A 19,572-nucleotide genomic window follows, 5' to 3' on the forward strand; every position below is an offset into this window, starting at 1 on the left:
TAATAGATAAATTTTATAGCGGGAGGAAATTATGGCGACAAAACATGATTTGATTTTGGAACATATTGAAAATCTGCCAGTGGGAGAACGCATCTCCGTTCGCAGTATTGCAAAAAATTTGCGTGTGAGCGAAGGGACGGCTTACCGCGCGATCAAGGATGCGGAAAACATTGGTTTGGTTTCGACCATTCAACGTGTGGGTACGATTCGGATCGAACGGAAATTGAAAAAAAATATCGAACGTCTGACTTTCGGTGAAGTAGTCCGAATCATTGAAGGCGAAGTCTTGGGCGGATCTAATGGGTTGGATAAGGACTTGAACAAATTTGTTATCGGTGCCATGACTGAAGAGGCGATGCGCCGTTACATTACACCGGGATCATTATTGATCATCGGGAATCGCGAAGGGGCGCAAAAATTGGCCTTGCAGGATGGTGCCGCGGTCTTGATTACCGGGGGCTTTGACACAACACCAGAGATTGCAAAACTTGCCGATGATTTAGAATTACCTGTTTTGAGTACAACCTATGATTCCTTTACTGTAGCGACAATGATCAATCGAGCTTTGAGCGATCAATTGATTAAAAAAGATATCATGCAGGTTAGCGACATCTATATGCCGTTAGAAAAAACAGTTTATTTACAATCCGGTGATACGATTGCAAATTATCATCGTTTGTCCGAAAAAACCGGTCATTCACGTTTTCCAGTTGTAAATAAAAGTATGCGGGTTTTAGGTGTTGTTACGGCAAAAGATGTTTTAGGCAAAGCCGACAATCAAGTGATTGACCGCGTAATGACGCGCGATCCCAATGTCGTTAAACAAAGCATGAGTGTGGCTTCGGTCAGTCATCAAATGATTTGGGATGGACTTGAGATGATGCCGGTGGTGAAAGATGATCTTTCCTTAGTTGGGATGGTCAGCCGTCAAGATGTAATGAAGGCGATGCAGCTCGTTCAACGGCAACCGCAAATGTCTAATACGATCTCTGATCAAATTGTTGGAGACATCGTGACGATTGATACGGATCGGGAAGACAATCTGCTGGAAAATCCTTACTTCAAATTTGAAGTGACTCCGCAAATGGTCAACAGTGTTGGAACAATCTCCTTTGGGGTACTTAGCGAGATTGTAGCGAACGTGGCTCAACGAAGTATTTTAATGGATCAGCGGCGCAACACTCTGATCGAACAAATGAATCTGCATTATTTACGTTTGATTCAATTGGAAAGCGAGATCGAGATTCATTCGAAAACATTAGAACTAGGAAGACGCTCGGCAAAAGTTGACTTGGAAGTTTATATCGACAATGTGATCGTAGCTAAAGCGATCGTCGTCTGCCAAGTGATGGAGCGTTCTTAGAAAGAGGAAGTTGTATGACAATTACAGAAGAAATTTTACAAACAATTCAACAATACGACCGCATCATTATTCATCGCCATATGCGTCCTGATCCTGATGCGCTAGGTTCACAGTGCGGACTTGCCGAAATATTGCGGGCAACGTTCCCAGAAAAAACAGTCTATCAAGTGGGTGGTCCGGTAGAGGGCTTAGAATTTCTCGCGGAAATGGATGAGATTGTTGACGACTTATACGAAGGTGCATTAGTGATTGTGACTGATACAGCGAATGCACCGCGAATCAGTGATGATCGCTATAATCTAGGCGACAAATTAATCAAAATCGATCACCATCCTAATGATGATCCCTATGGCGACTTGCTATGGGTCAATACTAAAGCCAGCAGCTGTAGTGAGATCATCGCGGACTTGGCCTTTACTGAAAATCTGGTTGTGACAGAAAATGCGGCGCGCTTATTATACGGCGGAATCGTTGGGGATACTGGGCGCTTTTTATATCCTGCAACCACTTCCCATACCTTACAGATTGCAGCCAAGTTGTTGGATTTTGGTTTCGATGCGACAAAACTAAATCGCGAGCTCGATCAAATTTCATTGGATGTTGCTAAGTTGTCGGGGTATCTTTATCAGAACTTGCAAATCGATGAAAATGGTGCGGGTTATGTCTTTTTAGATCAAGCGATCTTAAACAAATATGGGATCAAGGATTCGGATACAGCGTCGCTTGTACCTTTACCAGGAACGATCGATGTTGTGCTGGCATGGGCAGTTTTTGTGGAACAGCCCGAAGGCTACTATCGTGTTCGCCTTCGCTCTAAGGGGCCGGTCATCAATGAATTGGCCAAGCGTTATCACGGAGGCGGTCATCCATTGGCCAGCGGCGCCAATGCAAAGGATCAAGCGATGTGCCAAGATATTTATCGTGAAATCCAGAATTTATGCGAAAAATACAAAAAAATCAAATCTATTTGAAAAAAATACTAAAAAGAAGTTGACAAAACGGTCATTGGTCTATACAATTCAAAGTGTTAACAATACTGTTTCATGTGACTAGATTATACTAGGCATGGAAAGAGACGCAAGGAGCTTCCTTGTGCTTCTTTCCATGCCTTTTTATTTGGCCAATAACTAGTCAAAACAGTGAAATTATTCTGCAGAATGAGGACAAGCAATGAAAATCAAAAAAATACTAAATCAAAATGCAGTATTGGTAGACGATCGCGGAGAAGAGAAGATTGCTATCGGTAAAGGCGTCGGATTCAGCAAACAAAGGAATGATCTGCTTTTTCCTCGTGATATCGAACGATTATTTGTGATGGAACCGGAAGGACAGCAGAAATTACAGACTTTGTTGAATCAAATTAATGAAGAATATTTTTTCGCTGCGGAAGCGATTATTGATCATGCAGAGACCGTCCTGATGGAAAAGCTGAATGAACATATCTTTATTTCATTAACGGATCATATTGCCTTTGCAGCGCAAAATATTGCGAACGGCATTGTTGTCCGCAACAAGCTGCTGAGTGAAATCGAAATTCTTTATAGCGAAGAGTTCGGAGTTGCCCAGTGGGCGGTGGATTATCTAAATCGAACGCTAGAGATTCCTTACGGCTATGATGAAGCGGGCTATATCGCTATCCATATCCATAGTGCTCGGACAGGTAAAAACAATAACCATGACAGCATTCGCGAGGTCACGATTATTTCTGATGTGATCCACTTGATCGAGCAGGAACTTGAGATCGACATTCGTTCGAAAGAAACCGCGTTGGATTATTCTCGTCTGGCCAATCATTTACGCTTGTTGCTGCAGCGTTATCAGAAGCAGCGCTACGCCGTTTTAGACCAGGAGATTATTGAAATGGTGCGAAATAAATATCCCGAGAGCTACCAAGTCGCAAAAAAGATACGTGTTTTTTTGATGAAAAGTTATCAGCTGGCAATTACTACAGAGGAATTGGGCTATGTCGCCATCCATGTAGAACGATTGCGTAAAGTAAAAGAACATAGAGGAGAAGTGTAAATATGAAAGCATACATGCAGCGTATGGGTCGTTCATTGATGTTACCAGTGGCGGTTTTACCAGCAGCATCGATTTTAGTTGGGATCGCCAACTGGATTGTTGGGATGGGTGTAACCAACGTCGTAACGACATTCTTAATGAATAGTGGTTTAGCAATTTTAGATAATTTAGCCTTATTGTTTTCAGTCGGTTTAGCATTAGGAATGTCAAAAGACAAAGACGGGGCAGCCGCATTGGCTGGTTTAGTCGCCTATCTTGTACCTAAAGCAGTTTTGGCACCGGCTTCGGTTCAGGCATTATTAGGAATCAAGGATATCGCCGATGTCAATCCTGCCTTCAACAGTATGGGCAACAACGTGTTTGTGGGTATTATTGCTGGGCTGGTAGCAGCAGAAATGTACAATCGCTTCAGCGGTGTTAAGCTTCCAATGGCCTTATCCTTCTTTAGCGGAAAACGCTTAGTACCAATCATGGCGGCCGTAGGTATGCTGGTTATTTCGGGATTGTTGTTATTTATTTGGCCAGTTGTTTATAACGTATTGGTTAGTTTAGGTGAAGGAATCTCAGGATTAGGATTTATTGGAGCAGGGCTTTATGGCTTCTTCAACCGTCTGCTGATACCAACCGGTCTGCATCACGCGTTGAACTCTGTATTTTGGTTTGATGTTGCCGGCATCAATGATATCGGGAATTTCCTTGCTGGGCAACAAGCGATTGATCAAGGGTTAGCGATCGTTGGGAAAACAGGCATGTATCAAGCTGGCTTCTTCCCTGTAATGATGTTCGGTTTGCCAGCAGGAGCGTTGGCAATTTACCAATGTGCCCGCCCAGAAAAGAAAAAAATCACAGCGTCATTAATGATCGCAGCGGCTTTTGCTTCTTTCTTTACTGGTGTAACCGAACCGTTAGAATTCTCGTTCATGTTTGTTGCGTGGCCGGTATATGTATTGCATGCAATCTTTACTGGGTTATCTTTGGCGGTAAGTGCCTTTTTCCATTGGACTGCCGGTTTCGCATTCAGTGCCGGTTTTGTTGATTACTTCTTATCATTAAAAAATCCGGTGGCTAATCAACCATTTATGCTGATATTACAAGGACTAGTTTTTGCTGCTATTTACTATTTTGGTTTCCGTTTCGCTATTACTAAGTTCAATCTAATGACTCCTGGCCGTGAAGAAGGCGATGGAGAAGAAACACCAGATATCGCAACGAACGGAGATAGCAAACATGCAGTTATGGCCCAAAGAATCTATGACGCTTTAGGCGGTGCTGCAAATGTTACTGCGATCGATAACTGTACGACTCGACTTCGTCTGCAGGTTCTGGATACAGGAACGATCGATCAAAACAAAATAAAGGCTACGGGTGTTCCCGGCGTGAAGGTGATTGATGGAAAGAACATCCAGGTCATTGTGGGAACAGAAGTCCAATTCGTAGCTGATGAGATGAGTCGATTGCATGGCGGCAGCGGAGGCACACACATAGTGGCTGAACAAACCGTAATTGAAGAAGCGCCTAAGGCACAAAGCTTGTTTGCGGTAGCGAAAGGTCGTTTGGTGCCGATCACTGAAGTTTCTGACGATGTCTTTTCAGAGAAAATGATGGGTGACGGCTATGCGGTATTGCCGACTTCTGGTGAGATTTTCGCTCCAGTTGCTGGAACCATTTCGAATATTTTCCCAACGAAGCATGCGGTGGGAATTACGACGCCTACAGGAATTGAAGTTCTGTTGCATATGGGATTAGATACCGTAGATCTAGCCGGCAAACCATTTACTGTTTATGTAACTGCGGGCCAACAAGTCGGTCGAGGGCAAATGATCGCGACGGTTGATTTAGCAGCTGTGGCTGCGGCAGGCAAGAAAACTGATATGATCGTGGCATTGACGAATATGGATAAGGTCGAAGGCTTTGAATTAGCCGAGCCAAGAGATGTTCAAGTCAATGAGATCATTGGTGAACTGACAAGTAAATAAGAATGATTGAGCCGTGTATATTTTTTACACGGCTTTTTTGTTGATTTGAAAAAAACTAAACAATAAGTGGATTTTGTTCTTTTTAAGATAGTATGCTCTTTTTTTAACTTGCTCATGCAAATTATATGTTCAATCTTTTAATATTTAATTTAAAATAAGAGTATTTCTAAATAGTATTTACAAACCAGTTATTTTAGTTTTATCATTAGAATATTAAAAAAAGAAACCGTTTTCTTGAAAAGCTGGAGGGTGAAAGTATGGGTGGATTGAAGTTAGAACGCAGACAAATTTTCGGAATGAAAAAGGAGAGCTTGTTCAAGCGGGTCGTGAAATATTTTGAACAGACAAAAAACGTTTCAGAAATAGTAGAGGTTGTGGTTGCGATCATTGTTCGTGACGCCATCTGCGGCGGGGAGACCTTCGCCGGTATGTTCAAGGAGCTGATTCGAGACCTTTACTTTACAGTGAATCCGAATGATACGCTGCGGAGATTCAGTCCCTATTTTGAAGAATACTTTTCTCACAATGAGTGGCAGACTGTCAAAAAACGGTTATACAAAAATAAAAATTTTTACGAGTGTACAAAAGAAGCTCGATCCTATAAAGACTATTTAGAACAAGAAGCTACCCTTGATATCCGTCAAGAGCAGCATATTTATTGTGTGGAGTCTTTCTTTGAAGACAGCAATGGCAAGCGGCATAAATTGACAATCCGGGATACTGATCCCAATCAGAGCGAGGAAGTGATTGTCAATGCACTGCGAATCTTAACGACGTTGAGCATTTTTTCAAAAGATGGTGTGCGGCAATTTGCTAAATTCGTAAATTATGTCGGCTCTGGAAAAACGGCGACTACTTTCTACGATACACGACGAAAAGAACCGGCGGAGTCCGTTCAAGAAACTGACTCTACTTCTAAAAAAGAGCAGAAGCAAACACAGATGAAGAAAGCCACCGCAACAGTTAACAAAGAAGTGCCTCCTAAAAAGACTAGCAAGATGACTCCGCAAGAAATCGCGGATATGGTGGATGCACGGTATCCAATGCCAGGTGAAGGGCCGCTGAACAATCCGAATGACAGCGCTGAATCTGCCAAGATGAGCGCGGCCGCTCTAATGCAAAAGCCAGATACCTCATACATGCGTTACGCTAAAAGCGAGGAACAAGTCCAGAAAGGACGAGAAGAAAAACGGACGAAAAAGACCGTTGATAAGAAACTCGGAAAAAAGAAAAAACGATCGAAAAAAAGATGATCGGTGTTTTACTTCGAAATAGAAAATAGGTTTGATCGAAAAAGCAGCACGATCAAGCTTGTTTAGTGTGGCTTTGTGTCTGAATGCGAACATATAGTGGGCGTAAAAAGCTTATACTGGCGACACATACTTGTGCAGAAATAAAATAAGCGGCGGACATTTTGGGGAAAGGCTTTTCAATTGGCTCGGATTCCGCTAAACTAAATGTTTAGAAAAAAATATTTTTATTGGAGGAAGATTATGCCAAATTGTCCAATGTGTCAGTCAGAATATACTTATGAGGATCGCGGGTTATTTGTCTGTCCCGAATGCGGTCATGAGTGGTCAGAAAGTGATGCTGCCGAAGAAGGACTAGTCGTTAAAGACAGCAACGGCAATCAGTTGCAAGAAGGCGATAGTGTGACGGTTATCAAGGATTTGAAAGTTAAAGGCGCTTCAGGTGCCATCAAGCAAGGAACCAAGGTCAAAAACATCCGCTTAGTCGAAGGGGATCACAACATTGATTGTAAGGTCGATGGTTTTGGGCCGATGAAATTGAAATCGGAATTTGTTAAGAAGTTATAAGCTAGAAAATTCTTAGAGTTGTTTTCATAAAAAATTCATGTCTTTCATGCTAAACTAAGATTAGGAAACTGTTTACGTCAAACAGTAAAATTATCTTTTATTAGAGGAGAATGTATATGTATGGGTATGGATCATTTTATAATTTTCTAGATCCCACGTTTTTGTTAGTCATTGCAGGCTTGGTTATTTCAGGATTAGCCTCTGCCTATGTCAACTCGACATTCCGCAAGTATGATGAGTTTCGCAGCAGTAAAGGAGTCACAGGGACTCAAGCTGCTGAATACATTTTACGCAGCCAGAATATCAATGATGTCGGAGTCCAGCAAATCGCTGGCGATCTGACCGATAATTATAACAGTGGGAATAAAATGCTAAGCTTATCAGAAGCCACCGCACAATCCACTTCTGTCGCAGCAATCGGGGTGGCGGCTCACGAATGTGGTCATGCGGTACAGGATGCAAAGAACTATATTCCGCTGAGAATCCGAGCAGCTATCGTGCCAGTTGCGAATATCGGTTCGTCGCTTTCTTTTCCATTGATCATGCTGGGTGTGATTATGAGTTGGAACCAAACGTTGATCAACATTGGGATCTTGGCTTTTTCATTAGCCTTAATCTTTCAACTAGTAACGTTGCCAGTGGAGTTTGATGCTTCACGACGTGCATTGAGCATTTTGCGCGAGGGTGATATGTTAGCAGAAGATGAATTAGCAGCAGCTCGAAAAGTCCTGTTTGCGGCAGCGTTGACCTATGTTGCGGCGGCATTAGCGACTTTCCTACAGCTGTTACGTTTAGTTTTACTTTTTGGTAATCGAAGCCGTGATTAAGAATCGACAATTTGTCGGTTCTTTTTTTTGAGTGGGTATTTTTTAATGGTGAATGGGTATTTGAAGACGAAGGATTAAAAAAATCTGGATATTTGAAGGATACGTTTTCATTTCTTAGGGTCTCTTATTACTGATAATTTTAAGAGTGTGGTATCATTGAATTAAGGCTGATAGTTCTGCTTTTCGCGGCTGTTATGAGGACACTTGATGACAGAAGCGAATTTAGCGAAGTGATCTACAGCGTGTGAAAAAATTAATCCAATGAATCGGAATAAGGAGCTGATATCATGAAAAAATCAACCAAAGTCAAAATCGGAGTAGGTGTCATTGTTGCAGCCAGCACCGCGACAGCCGTGATTGCTTCAGGGAAGCTAATTGAAAAAGCTCGTCATGTTTCAAATCGTTGTAAAGTGAAACGTTTTGTCAGCGATAAATTTGACGGAAGTGAGTCGTTGTTAGCGATTGTTGATAAACTTTCGGATGATGATCTAGATAACATCATGAGTATTTTAGACAAGATCAAAAGCGGAAAAAAGCGCGTATCGGTCTACGGTGATTCGATCAAAGACACGACGGAAGACTTGAAAGACAAATTGATGGATTTTGTAGACAAAGTAATCTAAAAGGTGTGCCAGAGATGGCGCATCTTTTTTAGTAAATTAAACACAAGCTGCTTCTCTGAAGAGTGCGATAATCGCATTTGCTTATTTTTTTACTGAATACTTTATGCTAAAGTAAGTGAATCAAGCGAAGATAAAAAGTATTAAGCGAGGAAAAAAATGGAGCGCGAAAGTCAATTAACAGAAGAAGAAAAAATCTTTTTTATGCAGGAAGCAATTGCTGAAGCGAAAAAAGCAGAAGCGATCGCAGAGGTTCCGATCGGGGCCGTCGTGGTTTATCAGGGCGAGATTATCGGTCGAGGTCATAATTTACGGGAACATAGTCAAGACGCCACCAGTCATGCGGAAATGTTTGCGATCCAAGCGGCCTGTAAATTTTTGGGCAATTGGCGGTTAGAGAAGTGTCAATTGTTTGTTACATTGGAACCTTGTCCGATGTGCAGCGGTGGCATGATCTTATCGCGCGTTGAAGAAGTTTATTTTGGTGCTTATGATCCGAAGGGCGGAACAGCTGGAACCCTGATGAATTTGTTGACAGATGAACGATTCAATCATCGGGCGTACGTCGAAGGCGGTATCATGGAGGCTGAATGCGGACTGTTGTTGACCAATTTTTTTCGCGAGTTGCGTGCCCGAAAAAAAAAGACTAGCCAAAAAGACTAGAATTTGTTATACTATTTTTTGCCGAAAGGCAGGACAATGCCGGGCCTGTGAATTGTGTCAGGTCTGGAAGGAAGCAGCACTAAGTAGGATCCGGCATGTGTCTGATATATAGAATTTTACAGCAGACTTTCGGGTCTGCTTTTTATTTTATCTCGATCATTTTATGGACACTAATAATTGAAGCCCTTCCAAAATAGGCGTACACTAAGGATACAAAAAATGGGGGTGCAGTAATGAAAGAGAAACAAGCATTTCATATAAATGGCTATGCCGGAATAGTTGGTTTGGTCATTGTTGTCTTAGGTGGTTTATGGTTAGTTCTAATGGGGAATACTCGGGATAGTATTGGAATGATCCTCATCGGAATTCTTCTATGGATCGTGGCGGCACTATTTCTTAGTTCATTAACGATCATTGGACCGAATCGAGCCAAAGCGGTATTGTTTTTCGGAAAGTATTTAGGAACGATCAAAGAAAACGGATTGTTTATCACTACGCCGTTGACCCGTAAAATACCGGTATCGTTAAAAGTACGAAACTTTAATAGTTCATTGCTGAAAGTCAATGACTCTGATGGAAATCCTGTGGAAATATCGGCCGTTGTGGTATTTCGAGTCGTAGATACTGCCAAGGCATTATTCGATGTCGATTATTACTTAGATTTTGTTGAGATTCAAAGCGAAACGGCTATTCGTCATATTGCCACGCAATATCCTTATGATACGTTTAATGATGACGATCTGACTTTACGAGGAAATACGATGGAGGTTTCTGAAGAATTGGCCAAAGAATTACAGGAACGCTTAGCTATGGCTGGGGTAGAAGTGATTGAAACTCGTTTGAATCATTTGGCTTATGCGACGGAGATCGCAAATGCGATGCTGCAGCGTCAACAGGCCAAAGCAATTTTATCCGCACGTCAAACAATTGTTGAAGGTGCCGTGACGATGACTCAAATGGCGTTGGAACAGATCGAGAATGGCCAAGACATTCATTTTACAGATGATCGGAAAGTACAACTGATCAACAACTTATTGGTTTCGATTATTACGGATAAAGGCACACAGCCAGTGATCAATACAGGGGATTTATCTGAAAAGTAGCATTAAAAACCAGATTTAAAAAACAACTATAGGGAGACGTTCTATGAAAAAACTGTACATCAAACAAAAGGTTTTTAGTATTGGTGAAAAATTCACCGTGGTGGATGAAGATCAACGACCGCGCTATTTTGTCAAAGGCAGCTTCATGAAAATTCCGAAGACTTTCCGAATCGAAGACGAGCAGGGAAATGAAGTCAGCCGTATCACAAAAAAGGTCATTAGTTTATTGCCGAAATTTTTTGTCGAGATGGATGGAAAAGAAGCCATTGAAATTTCAAAGCATTTGAGTTTCTTAAAGGCCAAGTATTCGATTTCTGCCGAGGACCTGAAAGTTGAAGGAAACTGGTGGGATATGGATTTTGAGGTTTCACAGAAGGGGCGGAAGGTCGCGGATATCAATAAGCGCTGGATTTCATGGGGCGATACCTATGAAATCACGATTTTGAATGAATCACTAGAAGAATTGATCATCTCTCTTGTGATCGTGATTGATTGCGTCAAAGAAGACGAAGCGGCCTCGGCCTCATCGTCATCAAGCTGAAAAAACACCGTTGTTGAAGTTTGCTCTTCAACAGCGGTGTTTTTGTGTTTAGAAAAGAGTGATCTCTTGCAACATGGGATTTTCAATCGCAAGCAGCTGTTCTTTGATTTTCAAGCCCGCTTCACTGGAACCGGAGTAACCGACCAGTTTGCCATTTTTCCCGATGACACGATGACATGGGACAATAATCGGTAATGGATTATTGCGATTAGCCTGACCGATGGCTCGGACGGCTTTTGGTCGTTCAATTTTTTTAGCGACATCCAGATAGCTGCATGTTTCGCCATAAGGAATTTCTGTCAACGACTGCCAAACTTCCTGTTGAAAGTCGGTACCGATTTGAAAAACGTATGGAAGATCAAACGCTTTTCGCTCTCCGGCTAAAAATTCTGTCAGCTGGTTTTTGGCTGTCTGCAAAATTTCTTGATTCGCTAACGGATTTTCCTCGATGGGTGTGTAGGAGACGCAGCTTAGAGCGCTTTGATCAGCGTCCAGCCAAATAGGACCTAGAATAGATTCAAATTTCATGCTTTTCACCTGCTTTTTAGAGAACGAGTTCGTTCAGCCTTCTTGAGCTATATGTTACTATAGATGGAACATATAGAGTTGAAAAGAGGTAGAATAATGGAAAAAATTATTCTTTTACATACCAATGATCTGCACTCCCACTTAGAAAATTGGCCGAAGATCCGCCGTTTTTTGTTGAATCGCAAACAAGAAGAAGCGTCAGGAAAAAAGGTCATCACGATCGATCTTGGCGATTTCGTTGATCGGTGGCATCCGTTGACCGAGGCGACCAATGGCCAAGCGAATGTCCAATTAATGAATCAGGTGCATTATGATGCGGCGACGATCGGAAACAATGAAGGTGTTGGGAATTCTAAAGCTGAGTTGAATCAGCTATATGATCAAGCCAATTTTGACGTTCTGATAGATAATCTTTTTGACAAGCAGACCTTACAGCCGCCTGCCTGGTCGCAGCAATCTAAAATTATCACTACTGATCAAGGAACCAAAGTAGGCCTGTTGGCATTTACAGCGCCTTTTCCATTGACCTATAATCCCAACGGCTGGGATATTCGCCAAGTGATGGATATTTTGCCGAGTCTTGTCGAGGAAATCCGTCCGAAAGTCGATGTCTTAGTATTAATGAGTCATCTGGGAATCAGTGTGGATCGGCGAATCGCGCGGGATGTACCGGCGATCGATGTCATCTTAGGTTCCCATACCCATCATTTGTTTGAAAATGGTGAAAAAATTGGTGATGTGCAACTGGCGGCGGCTGGTAAATATGGCTACTATGTTGGTGAAGTCCATGTAACAGTGGACGAAGAACATCGCATCCAGAAAACCTCTGCCCGCACCTTTGCTACTGAAAAAATGTCGGCTTTACCAGAGGATCAAGAAGAAATCGATCATTATCTGGAAGAAGGCCATCGGTTATTAGCGGATAAAAAAGTCGCGGAGATTCCTTTTACCATGAGTACCGATTTGCAGGCAGATCATCCAATGATCAACTATACACTGGCTGCCGTAAAAGAGGCGGCTGGGACAGAAGCAGCGATTCTGAATTCTGGGTTGTTTTTGACCGATGTGCCTGCTGGGATCGTGAACCAAGATCAGCTTCATACGGCATTGCCGCATCCTATGCATTTAATCAAGGTAACGCTAGATGGAAACAATTTGATTCGTTTGATTTTAGAAATGGAAAAAAACCGTCATTTTCTGATCAATTTTCCAGTCATGGGGATGGGCTTTCGCGGTAAGATTTTTGGTCATCTTGTCTATGACGGAATCGACTATGATCCGGTAAATCATCAGGTTCGCTGGCTGGGTGAGCTGATTGATCCCGAGCTGAATTACACGTTTGCAACGGTGGATCATTACATGTTCGTGCCTTTCTTTCCGACGATTGAGATCGCCGGCCGGTATGAATTTTTGTTTCCAGATTTTATTCGCAGTGTTTTAGGAGACTATCTCCACACTCACTATCCAATCAAATAAAAACAAGGTATAATAGCAAACAGGTGGTGAAACGATGGCAAAAGAAAAAAGAGACAAAAAAGAAACAAAAAATGATTCAGAAAAAACAGTCACTGAAGAATTGACTGAAGTCTTAGATGAAATCGTTGAGACACCCACTGAAGAAAAGAAAAAAGGCGAAACCGTCGTATTTGTCGATGATAGTAATCTTTTGATTGGCGAACGCCAATATCGCTTAGTTAGAAACTATCGTGAAGGCTTTGAGGCCGAACGATTAGGTGAACGCTTTAGTGAGGTCTTGACACGCTATGATTATATCGTTGGCGACTGGGGATATGACCAGTTGCGGCTGAAAGGTTTTTTCCGTGAAGATGATCGGAAAAGCTTGCCAGAACAGCGGATTGATACACTAGAAGATTATTTATATGAGTATTGCAACTTTGGCTGTGCTTATTTCGTGTTGGAACGAACCGGCGGCAAACGGCAGCAAACGCGCAAAAAACGCAAACGTAAACGTAAAGATAAGCCGCAAGCTTATGTAGAAGAGAAAAAAGCGCCAGTGACGGATAAACCAAAGAAAAAACCAATCATCAAAAACCGTCAGCCGAAAAAAGAAGCACCAACAAAGATTAAAGAAAAGGACGAACGCTTTGTGATTCGTCAAAGAGAAGAGTAATACGATGTACAAAGGATATTTGATTGATTTAGATGGAACGATTTATCGCGGAAGTGAACCAATCCCAGCTGGCCGCCGCTTTGTGGAACAGCTGCAAGCTCGTCGGATCCCATTTTTATTTTTAACCAATAATACGACAAAAACGCCTGAGACAGTGGCTAACCGATTAGCCAATGAATTTTCGATCCATGTTGACCCGGAGACTGTTTACACGGCGACACTTGCGACGATCGATTATATGAATGACGCAGCCAAAGGCAAGAAGGTCTTTGTGATCGGAGAGCCCGGCTTGATTGATCCAATCTTAGCGGCCGGATATGTTTGGGATGCAGAAAATCCTGATTATGTAGTGGTTGGCTTAGATACAGATGTCACGTATGAAAAGTTCGTTACGGCGACTTTGGCCATTCAAAAAGGCGCGACTTTTATTGGGACGAATCCTGATAAAAATATTCCTACAGAACGCGGGTTATTACCAGGAGCGGGTTCAGTGATCGCGATGGTAGAAGCTTCTACTCAGCAAAAAGCGATCTACATCGGCAAACCGGAAGCGATCATTATGGATAAAGCGGTAGAAATCTTGAACATGAAAAAGTCTGAGGTCTTGATGGTCGGCGACAATTACACGACCGATATCTTAGCAGGAATCAATAATGGAATTGATTCTCTTTTAGTCTTGTCTGGCTTTACGCAAAAGGAAGATATACCGACGTTGCCAGTGCCGCCGACGTATCTTGTCGATTCGTTGGATGAATGGAGCTTTGATGAAGTATAGATGGTTAGAGCGGGTTGGCTTGCTCTGTCTGATAGTGACTTTATTGACGCTGGCAATCACGTTGACAATTAATGCTCGCTGGCTTTATCAGTTTGATATTGGGCATTTAGATCTGCTGGATTACACGACGCTTTCGGCTAAAGAGCTGATGCATAACTTTGATCAATTAATGCGCTATTTGAATCTGCCTTGGGTAGAGACACTTAAAATGACTGATTTTCCAGTCTCATCTAGTGGGGCGCTGCATTTCTATGAAGTGAAAAAACTGTTTTTGCTAAATTACGGCATACTGATAGTGACGATTGTACCAAGTTTCTTTTATCTTCGTCATTTGAATAAGCAACAGCGGCTTTGGACACTGATCCAGCCGTTTCGAATTGCAGTTGTGGTTCCGATCGTGATCGCTTTTTTGATGGCAGTAAATTTTGATCGCTTCTTCATCATGTTCCATGGGGTCTTCTTTAATAATGACGCGTGGATCTTTAATCCGGCGACCGATCCAATCATCAACGTGTTACCAGAAACGTTTTTCCTGCATTGCTTCATTTTGTTTTTTGTTTTACTAGAGATTTTTTATCTCTTACCGATTTATTTCGGCAAAAGGGCATTAAAAAAAGAGCGTTAAGCTCTTTTTTTAATGCCCTTTTATTTGACTATAGAATCAAGTTTTCGCGGATGTTCATGTGCCAGGCGACTAGCAGCCGACGCGGCGATCGCACCCACGAGATCATCTAAGAAGGTATGAACGTGGACGCCATCGTGCTCGTTCAGCTTTTTCAAAATGCCGGGTTTCACTTTATCAATGTAGCCGTAGTTAGTGAAGCCAATTGAACCATACACATTTACAATCGAAAGGGCCATGATTTCGTCGATGCCGTACAGACCTTCGTCTTCTTCAAGAATATTTTGTAAAGGGTAGTCCAGCTTCTTTTGTTCAGCCAGCTTGTCCAACTCGATGCCGGTGATGATCGCATTGTGAACTTCTCGTTTGGTTAATACGCGATTGACGCTGTGGATACATAATTCGATGTCCAGTTTATCAATGTAGTCCTTCTGCAAAAAAAAGACTAAATCCGCGATGTCATTGATCGTAACGCCGCGTTCTTCTAAAAGTTCACGGGCTTTTTGTTCAAGAGCAGTCGTTTCGAATACCATATCTTACCTCCATTGAATTTAATTTTGTGGAAATAGGCTCGTGCTGTGTCCAGGCTGCGTGCGATTTTTCGGATTTACATAGTGAAGGGCATTATTGACGGCAGTCGGCGCTTCGCCCATACCCGTTGCAATCAATTTTACCTTGCCATCATAGGTGGCGATATCCCCACAGGCGTAAACTCCGGGAATCGAAGTCCGCATGTCTGATTCAACAAGGATCGCTTGACGAGTACTTTCTAATCCCCAAGAGCGTAAATGATCAAGAGAAGAAGAAAAGCCGTAGTTGACGATCAAGTAATCCAGGTTCAATGTAATTGTCTCATCACTTTTTGCCTTTTGTAAAGTCAGATCTTCCAAATAGTTTTCGCCACGGAGAACTTTTAGGATATAAGGCGTATAGATGTTCACTGAGGAGTCCTTCAATTTTTGAACGCTGTGTTCATGTCCGCGGAAATTATCGCGTCGATGAATGATGGATACTTCTGCAGCGATTGGTTCTAACATCAGCGCCCAATCAATCGCGGAGTCGCCGCCGCCGGCAATCGCAACTTTTTTTCCAGCGTATTTCATTATGTCGCTGATATAGTAGTCAATTCCCTTATTCTCAAATTGCTCGGCGCCGTCAATCATCAGTCTTCGCGGTTGAAAGGAGCCATTACCCAGTGCAAGTACGACTGATTTTGTATAGTGGCTATTCTTGGCGGTAATTACTTCTAGGTAATCCTCATGCTGCTTCAGCTCTAAAACTTCCTCATCTAAGCAATATGTATGTGAAAAGGTCCGTAATTGTTTCTCTAAGTTGCCTACCAGATCCGCCGCCTTTACGATGGGAAATCCAGGAATATCATAAATATTTTTTTCAGGATAAAGAGTTGTCAACTGTCCGCCAAGCTGCGGCAAACTGTCGATCAATTTTGTCTTTGCTTGTCGAATGCCTGCATAAAAGGCAGCAAACATCCCGACTGGTCCTGCGCCTACGATTGTAATGTCAAAAATTTCCATATCAACACCCTTTCTTTCCCATCGATTGTAACAAATATTTGAAGGAGAAAGAACCGCTTAGCTTGGAGAGGTGGCAAATGGGGAAAAGTTTGTTATGATAGACACAGCAAAAAATAAAGGAGGACATTGAAGTGACTCAATTTCCACAATTAAACTTAGCAGAAGAAAAAGGTCCAAAAGCGACAATTAAAACGAACATGGGGGATATCATCGTTCAACTATTCCCTGAAGAAGCACCAAAAACAGTGAAGAACTTTGTTGAATTAGCAAAACAAGGCTACTATGATGGCGTGATCTTCCACCGTGTAATTCCTGATTTCATGATCCAAGGCGGCGACCCAACTGGTACAGGGATGGGCGGCGAAAGTATTTATGGCGAAAAATTCGAAGACGAATTTTCACGTAATTTGTTCAACTTGCGTGGTGCCTTATCAATGGCGAATGCTGGACCAAACTCAAATGGCAGCCAATTCTTCATCGTGAATAATCAAAATGTTCCTGCCAACATGCTGGCTCAATTAGAAGAAGCAGGTTTCCCTGGCGAAGTCATCGAAACTTACAAACAGGGTGGAACTCCTTGGTTAGACTTCCGTCATACTGTCTTTGGACATGTGGTTGAAGGCATGGATGTTGTTGACAATATCGGAGCTGCTAAACGTGGCCCGCAAGACAAACCAGTCAATGATATCGTGATTGAATCGATTGAAATTACTGAATAAAAAAAATACGGCCAAGCGGCCGTATTTTTTTTATTTTAATGCCATTGCGATTCGATGCAGTCCTTCTTCAAGCGTTGCTCGCGGACAAGCAACATTTAAGCGCATATGCTGTTTGCCGCTTGGACCATAGCTAACCCCGGTATTCAAGACGACCTTTCCTTTATGAATCAGCCGTTCCTCTAATTCTGCATCTGAAAGCTCATATTTTGAGAAATCCAACCATAATAAGTAGGTGCCTTCTGGACTCATGATGTGAACGTTTGGCAAATGTTCTTGGAAAAACTTCATCGTGTAAGCAATGTTCGATTGAATATAGGGCAATAGCTCGCTTAACCATTCCTTGCCGGTTTCATAAGCGGCTTCCATACCAACTAATCCAAAAGTATTGATTTCTTGCTGGAAATTCTCTTCTTGTTTGCGTGTTAACTGTTTACGCAGCTTTGCACTTTTTACAAAGACGACCGAATTTTTGATTCCAGCTAAATTAAATGTTTTAGTCATCGACGTGAATTGTACACTAAAATCACTGAAATCCTCACCAGCTTTAAAGAAAGAGGTCATTTCATAAGGCGGAAAAACTAAATCTTGATGAATCTCATCACTCAAGACAAGAACATCGTATTTTTTACAAAGATTTCCCAGCTTTTGTAATTCTTCCTTCGACCAAACACGACCGCCAGGATTATGCGGATTGCACAAAATCATGACCTTTACGTGCTGATGCTTGAACTTTTCCTCCATGTCAGCAAAGTCCATCACAAAACGTCCATCCTCATCAATCAATCGGCTGCGAACCAATTGCCGTCGGTTAGTAGTAATGATATTTGCAAAAGGAGGATAGACAGGGTCGTGAATCAGAATCGTGTCATTCGGTTTAGTGAAGGCTTGGATGGCAGTAGTTATCCCAGCTAAGACGCCTGAAAAGAAAAGAATCTCTTCTTTTTCGATCGCAAGCTGATGCTGTTCTTTTTCCCAATTGATGATTGCGGTATAAAGACTTTCCGGCGTATCCGTGTAGCCCAATATCCCATGATCCAATAATTTTTGATAGGCATTCAAAACACCGGCGGGTGCCTTGAAATCCATATCAGCGATCCATAAAGGCAGCAGCTCCTTTTCATTGTAGGTTTTAAGAATAGTATCCCATTTGATACTGTTAGAGCCTAGACGGTCAATCGGCTGTTCAAAATTTGGCATTATTTTTCCTCCTGATTGCTAACTTCAATTTTATTTATAAATACAGTATAATGAAACATGCGAAAAGAGGGAAATGAATGGGATATAAAATTGGCGATATTATTGAAGGGCGAGTAACTGGTATTCAGCCGTATGGTGCGTTCATCTCATTGGACGATCAGACACAGGGGCTGGTCCATATATCTGAAGTACAGTCAGGGTATACAAAAAATATTCACAGCTTTTTGGAAATTGATCAAGTGGTAAAGGTTCAGATCATTGATATTGATGAATACACAAAGAAAATCAGTCTATCATTGCGGACATTGGCAGAACATTCACCTGAAGTGCCGTATCATAGAAAACGCTACTTTACAAATCGTAATAAAAATATCGGTTTCCGTTCAATTGAGAAAAGCTTGCCGGAATGGACGGATGAGGCAGTAGATTTTCTGTTGAAAGAGCATATTGAAAAATAGTTCCTATTTTATGCAAAAAATATCTTTTTTTCTGAAAACATGATACAATGAGGTCGATTTACGATTAGCTTTTGCAGAGGTGAAAATTGTGACAAAACAAGTATCTGGAACAATCATGTTACATTTAGAAGATGGATCAAAACGTTTTTTAGTTCACGAAATAGGAATAGATAAAGAATTTGCCCGCACTGATACCAAAGCTGAAAACACTGTTTTAGCAAGTTTTTTGAATTTTTTGAAAGCTACACTACATATTAATGTTAACGATATTCGTTTGGTTGAATTGACGAATACACAATCACACGGTGATAGCCTGCCGCTTTATGTATTTGAAATGACTAGCGAACAAGTGACGGAATTGCCGGCTGGATTTGCTTGGGAAACACCAGATAGTGTGCGAAAGATCCTTGGAACAATCGAAATCGAAGGTGTACCTCTATTTGAATAATCACTAAAAAGAGCTTATGAAAATTAAGTTCTTTTTTTTTGAAAAAAATAGTTGACCAATGTATGTTTAAGTGGTAAATTAATAAACGTTGCTGATGCAGTGAAAGACGAACGTTGAGTTTTGAAATAAAAAAAACTTCAAAAAAGTTGTTGACATTCACTCGGCAAGCTGTTATGATTTAAAAGTTGCTGAAACAAAGCGACAAACAATGTAGACCTTTGAAAACT

22 protein-coding genes and 1 other RNA gene are annotated in these 19,572 nt (G+C 41.8%); 19 read left to right on the top strand and 4 right to left on the bottom strand.

Annotated features, from left to right (window positions below; genetic code table 11):
* Positions 1-31: 31 nt before the first annotated feature.
* The 12 genes from PGP85_RS20950 (at position 32) to PGP85_RS21005 (ending at position 10,932) form a co-directional block, all read left to right on the top strand.
* Entirely contained in the window at positions 32-1,363 is a 1,332-nt protein-coding gene (locus tag PGP85_RS20950) for a DRTGG domain-containing protein (protein WP_010743185.1), read from the top strand.
* Positions 1,364-1,377: 14 nt separating this feature from the next.
* Complete coding sequence (locus tag PGP85_RS20955) at positions 1,378-2,334, top strand: DHH family phosphoesterase (RefSeq protein WP_270329141.1); 957 nt, start codon at positions 1,378-1,380, stop codon at positions 2,332-2,334.
* A 199-nt stretch (positions 2,335-2,533) separates the two neighbouring features.
* Complete coding sequence (locus PGP85_RS20960; RefSeq protein ID WP_251867708.1) at positions 2,534-3,385, top strand: PRD domain-containing protein; 852 nt, start codon at positions 2,534-2,536, stop codon at positions 3,383-3,385.
* Positions 3,386-3,387: 2 nt separating this feature from the next.
* Entirely contained in the window at positions 3,388-5,361 is a 1,974-nt protein-coding gene (gene nagE, locus PGP85_RS20965) for an N-acetylglucosamine-specific PTS transporter subunit IIBC (protein ID WP_270329142.1), read from the top strand.
* A gap of 257 nt (positions 5,362-5,618) precedes the next feature.
* Positions 5,619-6,614 carry a hypothetical protein gene (locus PGP85_RS20970; protein WP_270329145.1) on the top strand — a complete coding sequence of 332 codons (996 nt, stop codon included), beginning with the start codon at positions 5,619-5,621 and terminating at the stop codon, positions 6,612-6,614.
* Positions 6,615-6,854: 240 nt separating this feature from the next.
* On the top strand, positions 6,855-7,178 hold the full coding sequence (locus PGP85_RS20975) for a zinc ribbon domain-containing protein YjdM (RefSeq protein ID WP_010781734.1): 324 nt from the start codon (positions 6,855-6,857) through the stop codon (positions 7,176-7,178).
* Between the two features lie 116 nt (positions 7,179-7,294).
* A complete protein-coding gene (locus PGP85_RS20980; RefSeq protein WP_010743191.1) occupies positions 7,295-8,005 on the top strand; it encodes a zinc metallopeptidase in 711 nt (236 codons plus the stop codon).
* A gap of 287 nt (positions 8,006-8,292) precedes the next feature.
* Entirely contained in the window at positions 8,293-8,628 is a 336-nt protein-coding gene (locus PGP85_RS20985; RefSeq protein WP_010743192.1) for a hypothetical protein, read from the top strand.
* 156 nt (positions 8,629-8,784) lie between these two features.
* Complete coding sequence (gene tadA / locus PGP85_RS20990) at positions 8,785-9,288, top strand: tRNA adenosine(34) deaminase TadA (protein ID WP_010743193.1); 504 nt, start codon at positions 8,785-8,787, stop codon at positions 9,286-9,288.
* Positions 9,289-9,314: 26 nt separating this feature from the next.
* Positions 9,315-9,398, top strand: an RNA gene (gene ffs / locus PGP85_RS20995) — signal recognition particle sRNA small type.
* Positions 9,399-9,521: 123 nt separating this feature from the next.
* Positions 9,522-10,391 (top strand): SPFH domain-containing protein, encoded by an 870-nt coding sequence (locus PGP85_RS21000; RefSeq protein ID WP_270329148.1) that lies wholly within the window; start codon positions 9,522-9,524, stop codon positions 10,389-10,391.
* A 43-nt stretch (positions 10,392-10,434) separates the two neighbouring features.
* Positions 10,435-10,932: an LURP-one-related/scramblase family protein gene (locus PGP85_RS21005; RefSeq protein WP_270329151.1), complete on the top strand. Its 498-nt coding sequence runs from the start codon at positions 10,435-10,437 to the stop codon at positions 10,930-10,932.
* A gap of 48 nt (positions 10,933-10,980) precedes the next feature.
* Here PGP85_RS21005 and PGP85_RS21010 read toward each other — a convergent pair whose 3' ends face one another.
* On the bottom strand, positions 10,981-11,460 hold the full coding sequence (locus tag PGP85_RS21010; RefSeq protein WP_270329154.1) for a methylated-DNA--[protein]-cysteine S-methyltransferase: 480 nt from the start codon (positions 11,458-11,460) through the stop codon (positions 10,981-10,983).
* Positions 11,461-11,556: 96 nt separating this feature from the next.
* Between PGP85_RS21010 and PGP85_RS21015 the strand changes: the two genes are divergently transcribed.
* The 4 genes from PGP85_RS21015 to PGP85_RS21030 are packed head-to-tail and all read left to right on the top strand — an operon-like array spanning position 11,557 to position 14,991.
* Positions 11,557-12,936 (top strand): bifunctional metallophosphatase/5'-nucleotidase, encoded by a 1,380-nt coding sequence (locus PGP85_RS21015; protein WP_270329157.1) that lies wholly within the window; start codon positions 11,557-11,559, stop codon positions 12,934-12,936.
* A 34-nt stretch (positions 12,937-12,970) separates the two neighbouring features.
* Positions 12,971-13,591 carry a YutD family protein gene (locus PGP85_RS21020; protein WP_010743198.1) on the top strand — a complete coding sequence of 207 codons (621 nt, stop codon included), beginning with the start codon at positions 12,971-12,973 and terminating at the stop codon, positions 13,589-13,591.
* A gap of 4 nt (positions 13,592-13,595) precedes the next feature.
* Entirely contained in the window at positions 13,596-14,366 is a 771-nt protein-coding gene (locus tag PGP85_RS21025) for a TIGR01457 family HAD-type hydrolase (RefSeq protein ID WP_251867704.1), read from the top strand.
* Entirely contained in the window at positions 14,356-14,991 is a 636-nt protein-coding gene (locus PGP85_RS21030) for a TIGR01906 family membrane protein (RefSeq protein WP_270329162.1), read from the top strand. Before PGP85_RS21025 ends, PGP85_RS21030 begins: the two co-directional genes overlap by 11 nt.
* A 20-nt stretch (positions 14,992-15,011) precedes the next feature.
* Here PGP85_RS21030 and PGP85_RS21035 read toward each other — a convergent pair whose 3' ends face one another.
* Together PGP85_RS21035 and PGP85_RS21040 are read right to left on the bottom strand one after the other, a co-directional pair.
* Positions 15,012-15,521 (bottom strand): phosphatidylglycerophosphatase A family protein, encoded by a 510-nt coding sequence (locus PGP85_RS21035; RefSeq protein WP_010743201.1) that lies wholly within the window; start codon positions 15,519-15,521, stop codon positions 15,012-15,014.
* An 18-nt stretch (positions 15,522-15,539) separates the two neighbouring features.
* Positions 15,540-16,523, bottom strand: a complete 984-nt coding sequence (locus tag PGP85_RS21040; RefSeq protein WP_270329164.1) for an NAD(P)/FAD-dependent oxidoreductase — start codon at positions 16,521-16,523, stop codon at positions 15,540-15,542.
* Positions 16,524-16,654: 131 nt separating this feature from the next.
* Between PGP85_RS21040 and PGP85_RS21045 the strand changes: the two genes are divergently transcribed.
* Positions 16,655-17,242, top strand: coding sequence for a peptidylprolyl isomerase (locus PGP85_RS21045; RefSeq protein ID WP_010743203.1), 588 nt, complete (start codon positions 16,655-16,657; stop codon positions 17,240-17,242).
* Between the two features lie 30 nt (positions 17,243-17,272).
* Here the strand turns inward: PGP85_RS21045 and PGP85_RS21050 are convergent, their stop codons facing one another.
* The gene (locus tag PGP85_RS21050; RefSeq protein ID WP_270329166.1) at positions 17,273-18,439 is read right to left on the bottom strand and encodes a MalY/PatB family protein; all 1,167 of its coding nucleotides are present in this window, start codon (positions 18,437-18,439) and stop codon (positions 17,273-17,275) included.
* Positions 18,440-18,516: 77 nt separating this feature from the next.
* On the opposite strand from PGP85_RS21050, the gene PGP85_RS21055 reads away from it, so the two are divergent.
* Together PGP85_RS21055 and PGP85_RS21060 are read left to right on the top strand one after the other, a co-directional pair.
* Positions 18,517-18,897 carry a CvfD/Ygs/GSP13 family RNA-binding post-transcriptional regulator gene (locus PGP85_RS21055; RefSeq protein ID WP_010743205.1) on the top strand — a complete coding sequence of 127 codons (381 nt, stop codon included), beginning with the start codon at positions 18,517-18,519 and terminating at the stop codon, positions 18,895-18,897.
* Between the two features lie 85 nt (positions 18,898-18,982).
* Positions 18,983-19,345 carry a hypothetical protein gene (locus PGP85_RS21060; RefSeq protein WP_232089458.1) on the top strand — a complete coding sequence of 121 codons (363 nt, stop codon included), beginning with the start codon at positions 18,983-18,985 and terminating at the stop codon, positions 19,343-19,345.
* Positions 19,346-19,572: the final 227 nt, after the last annotated feature.

It is taken from the genome of Enterococcus malodoratus, assembly GCF_027659535.1.
GTDB classification, from domain to species: domain Bacteria; phylum Bacillota; class Bacilli; order Lactobacillales; family Enterococcaceae; genus Enterococcus_A; species Enterococcus_A malodoratus.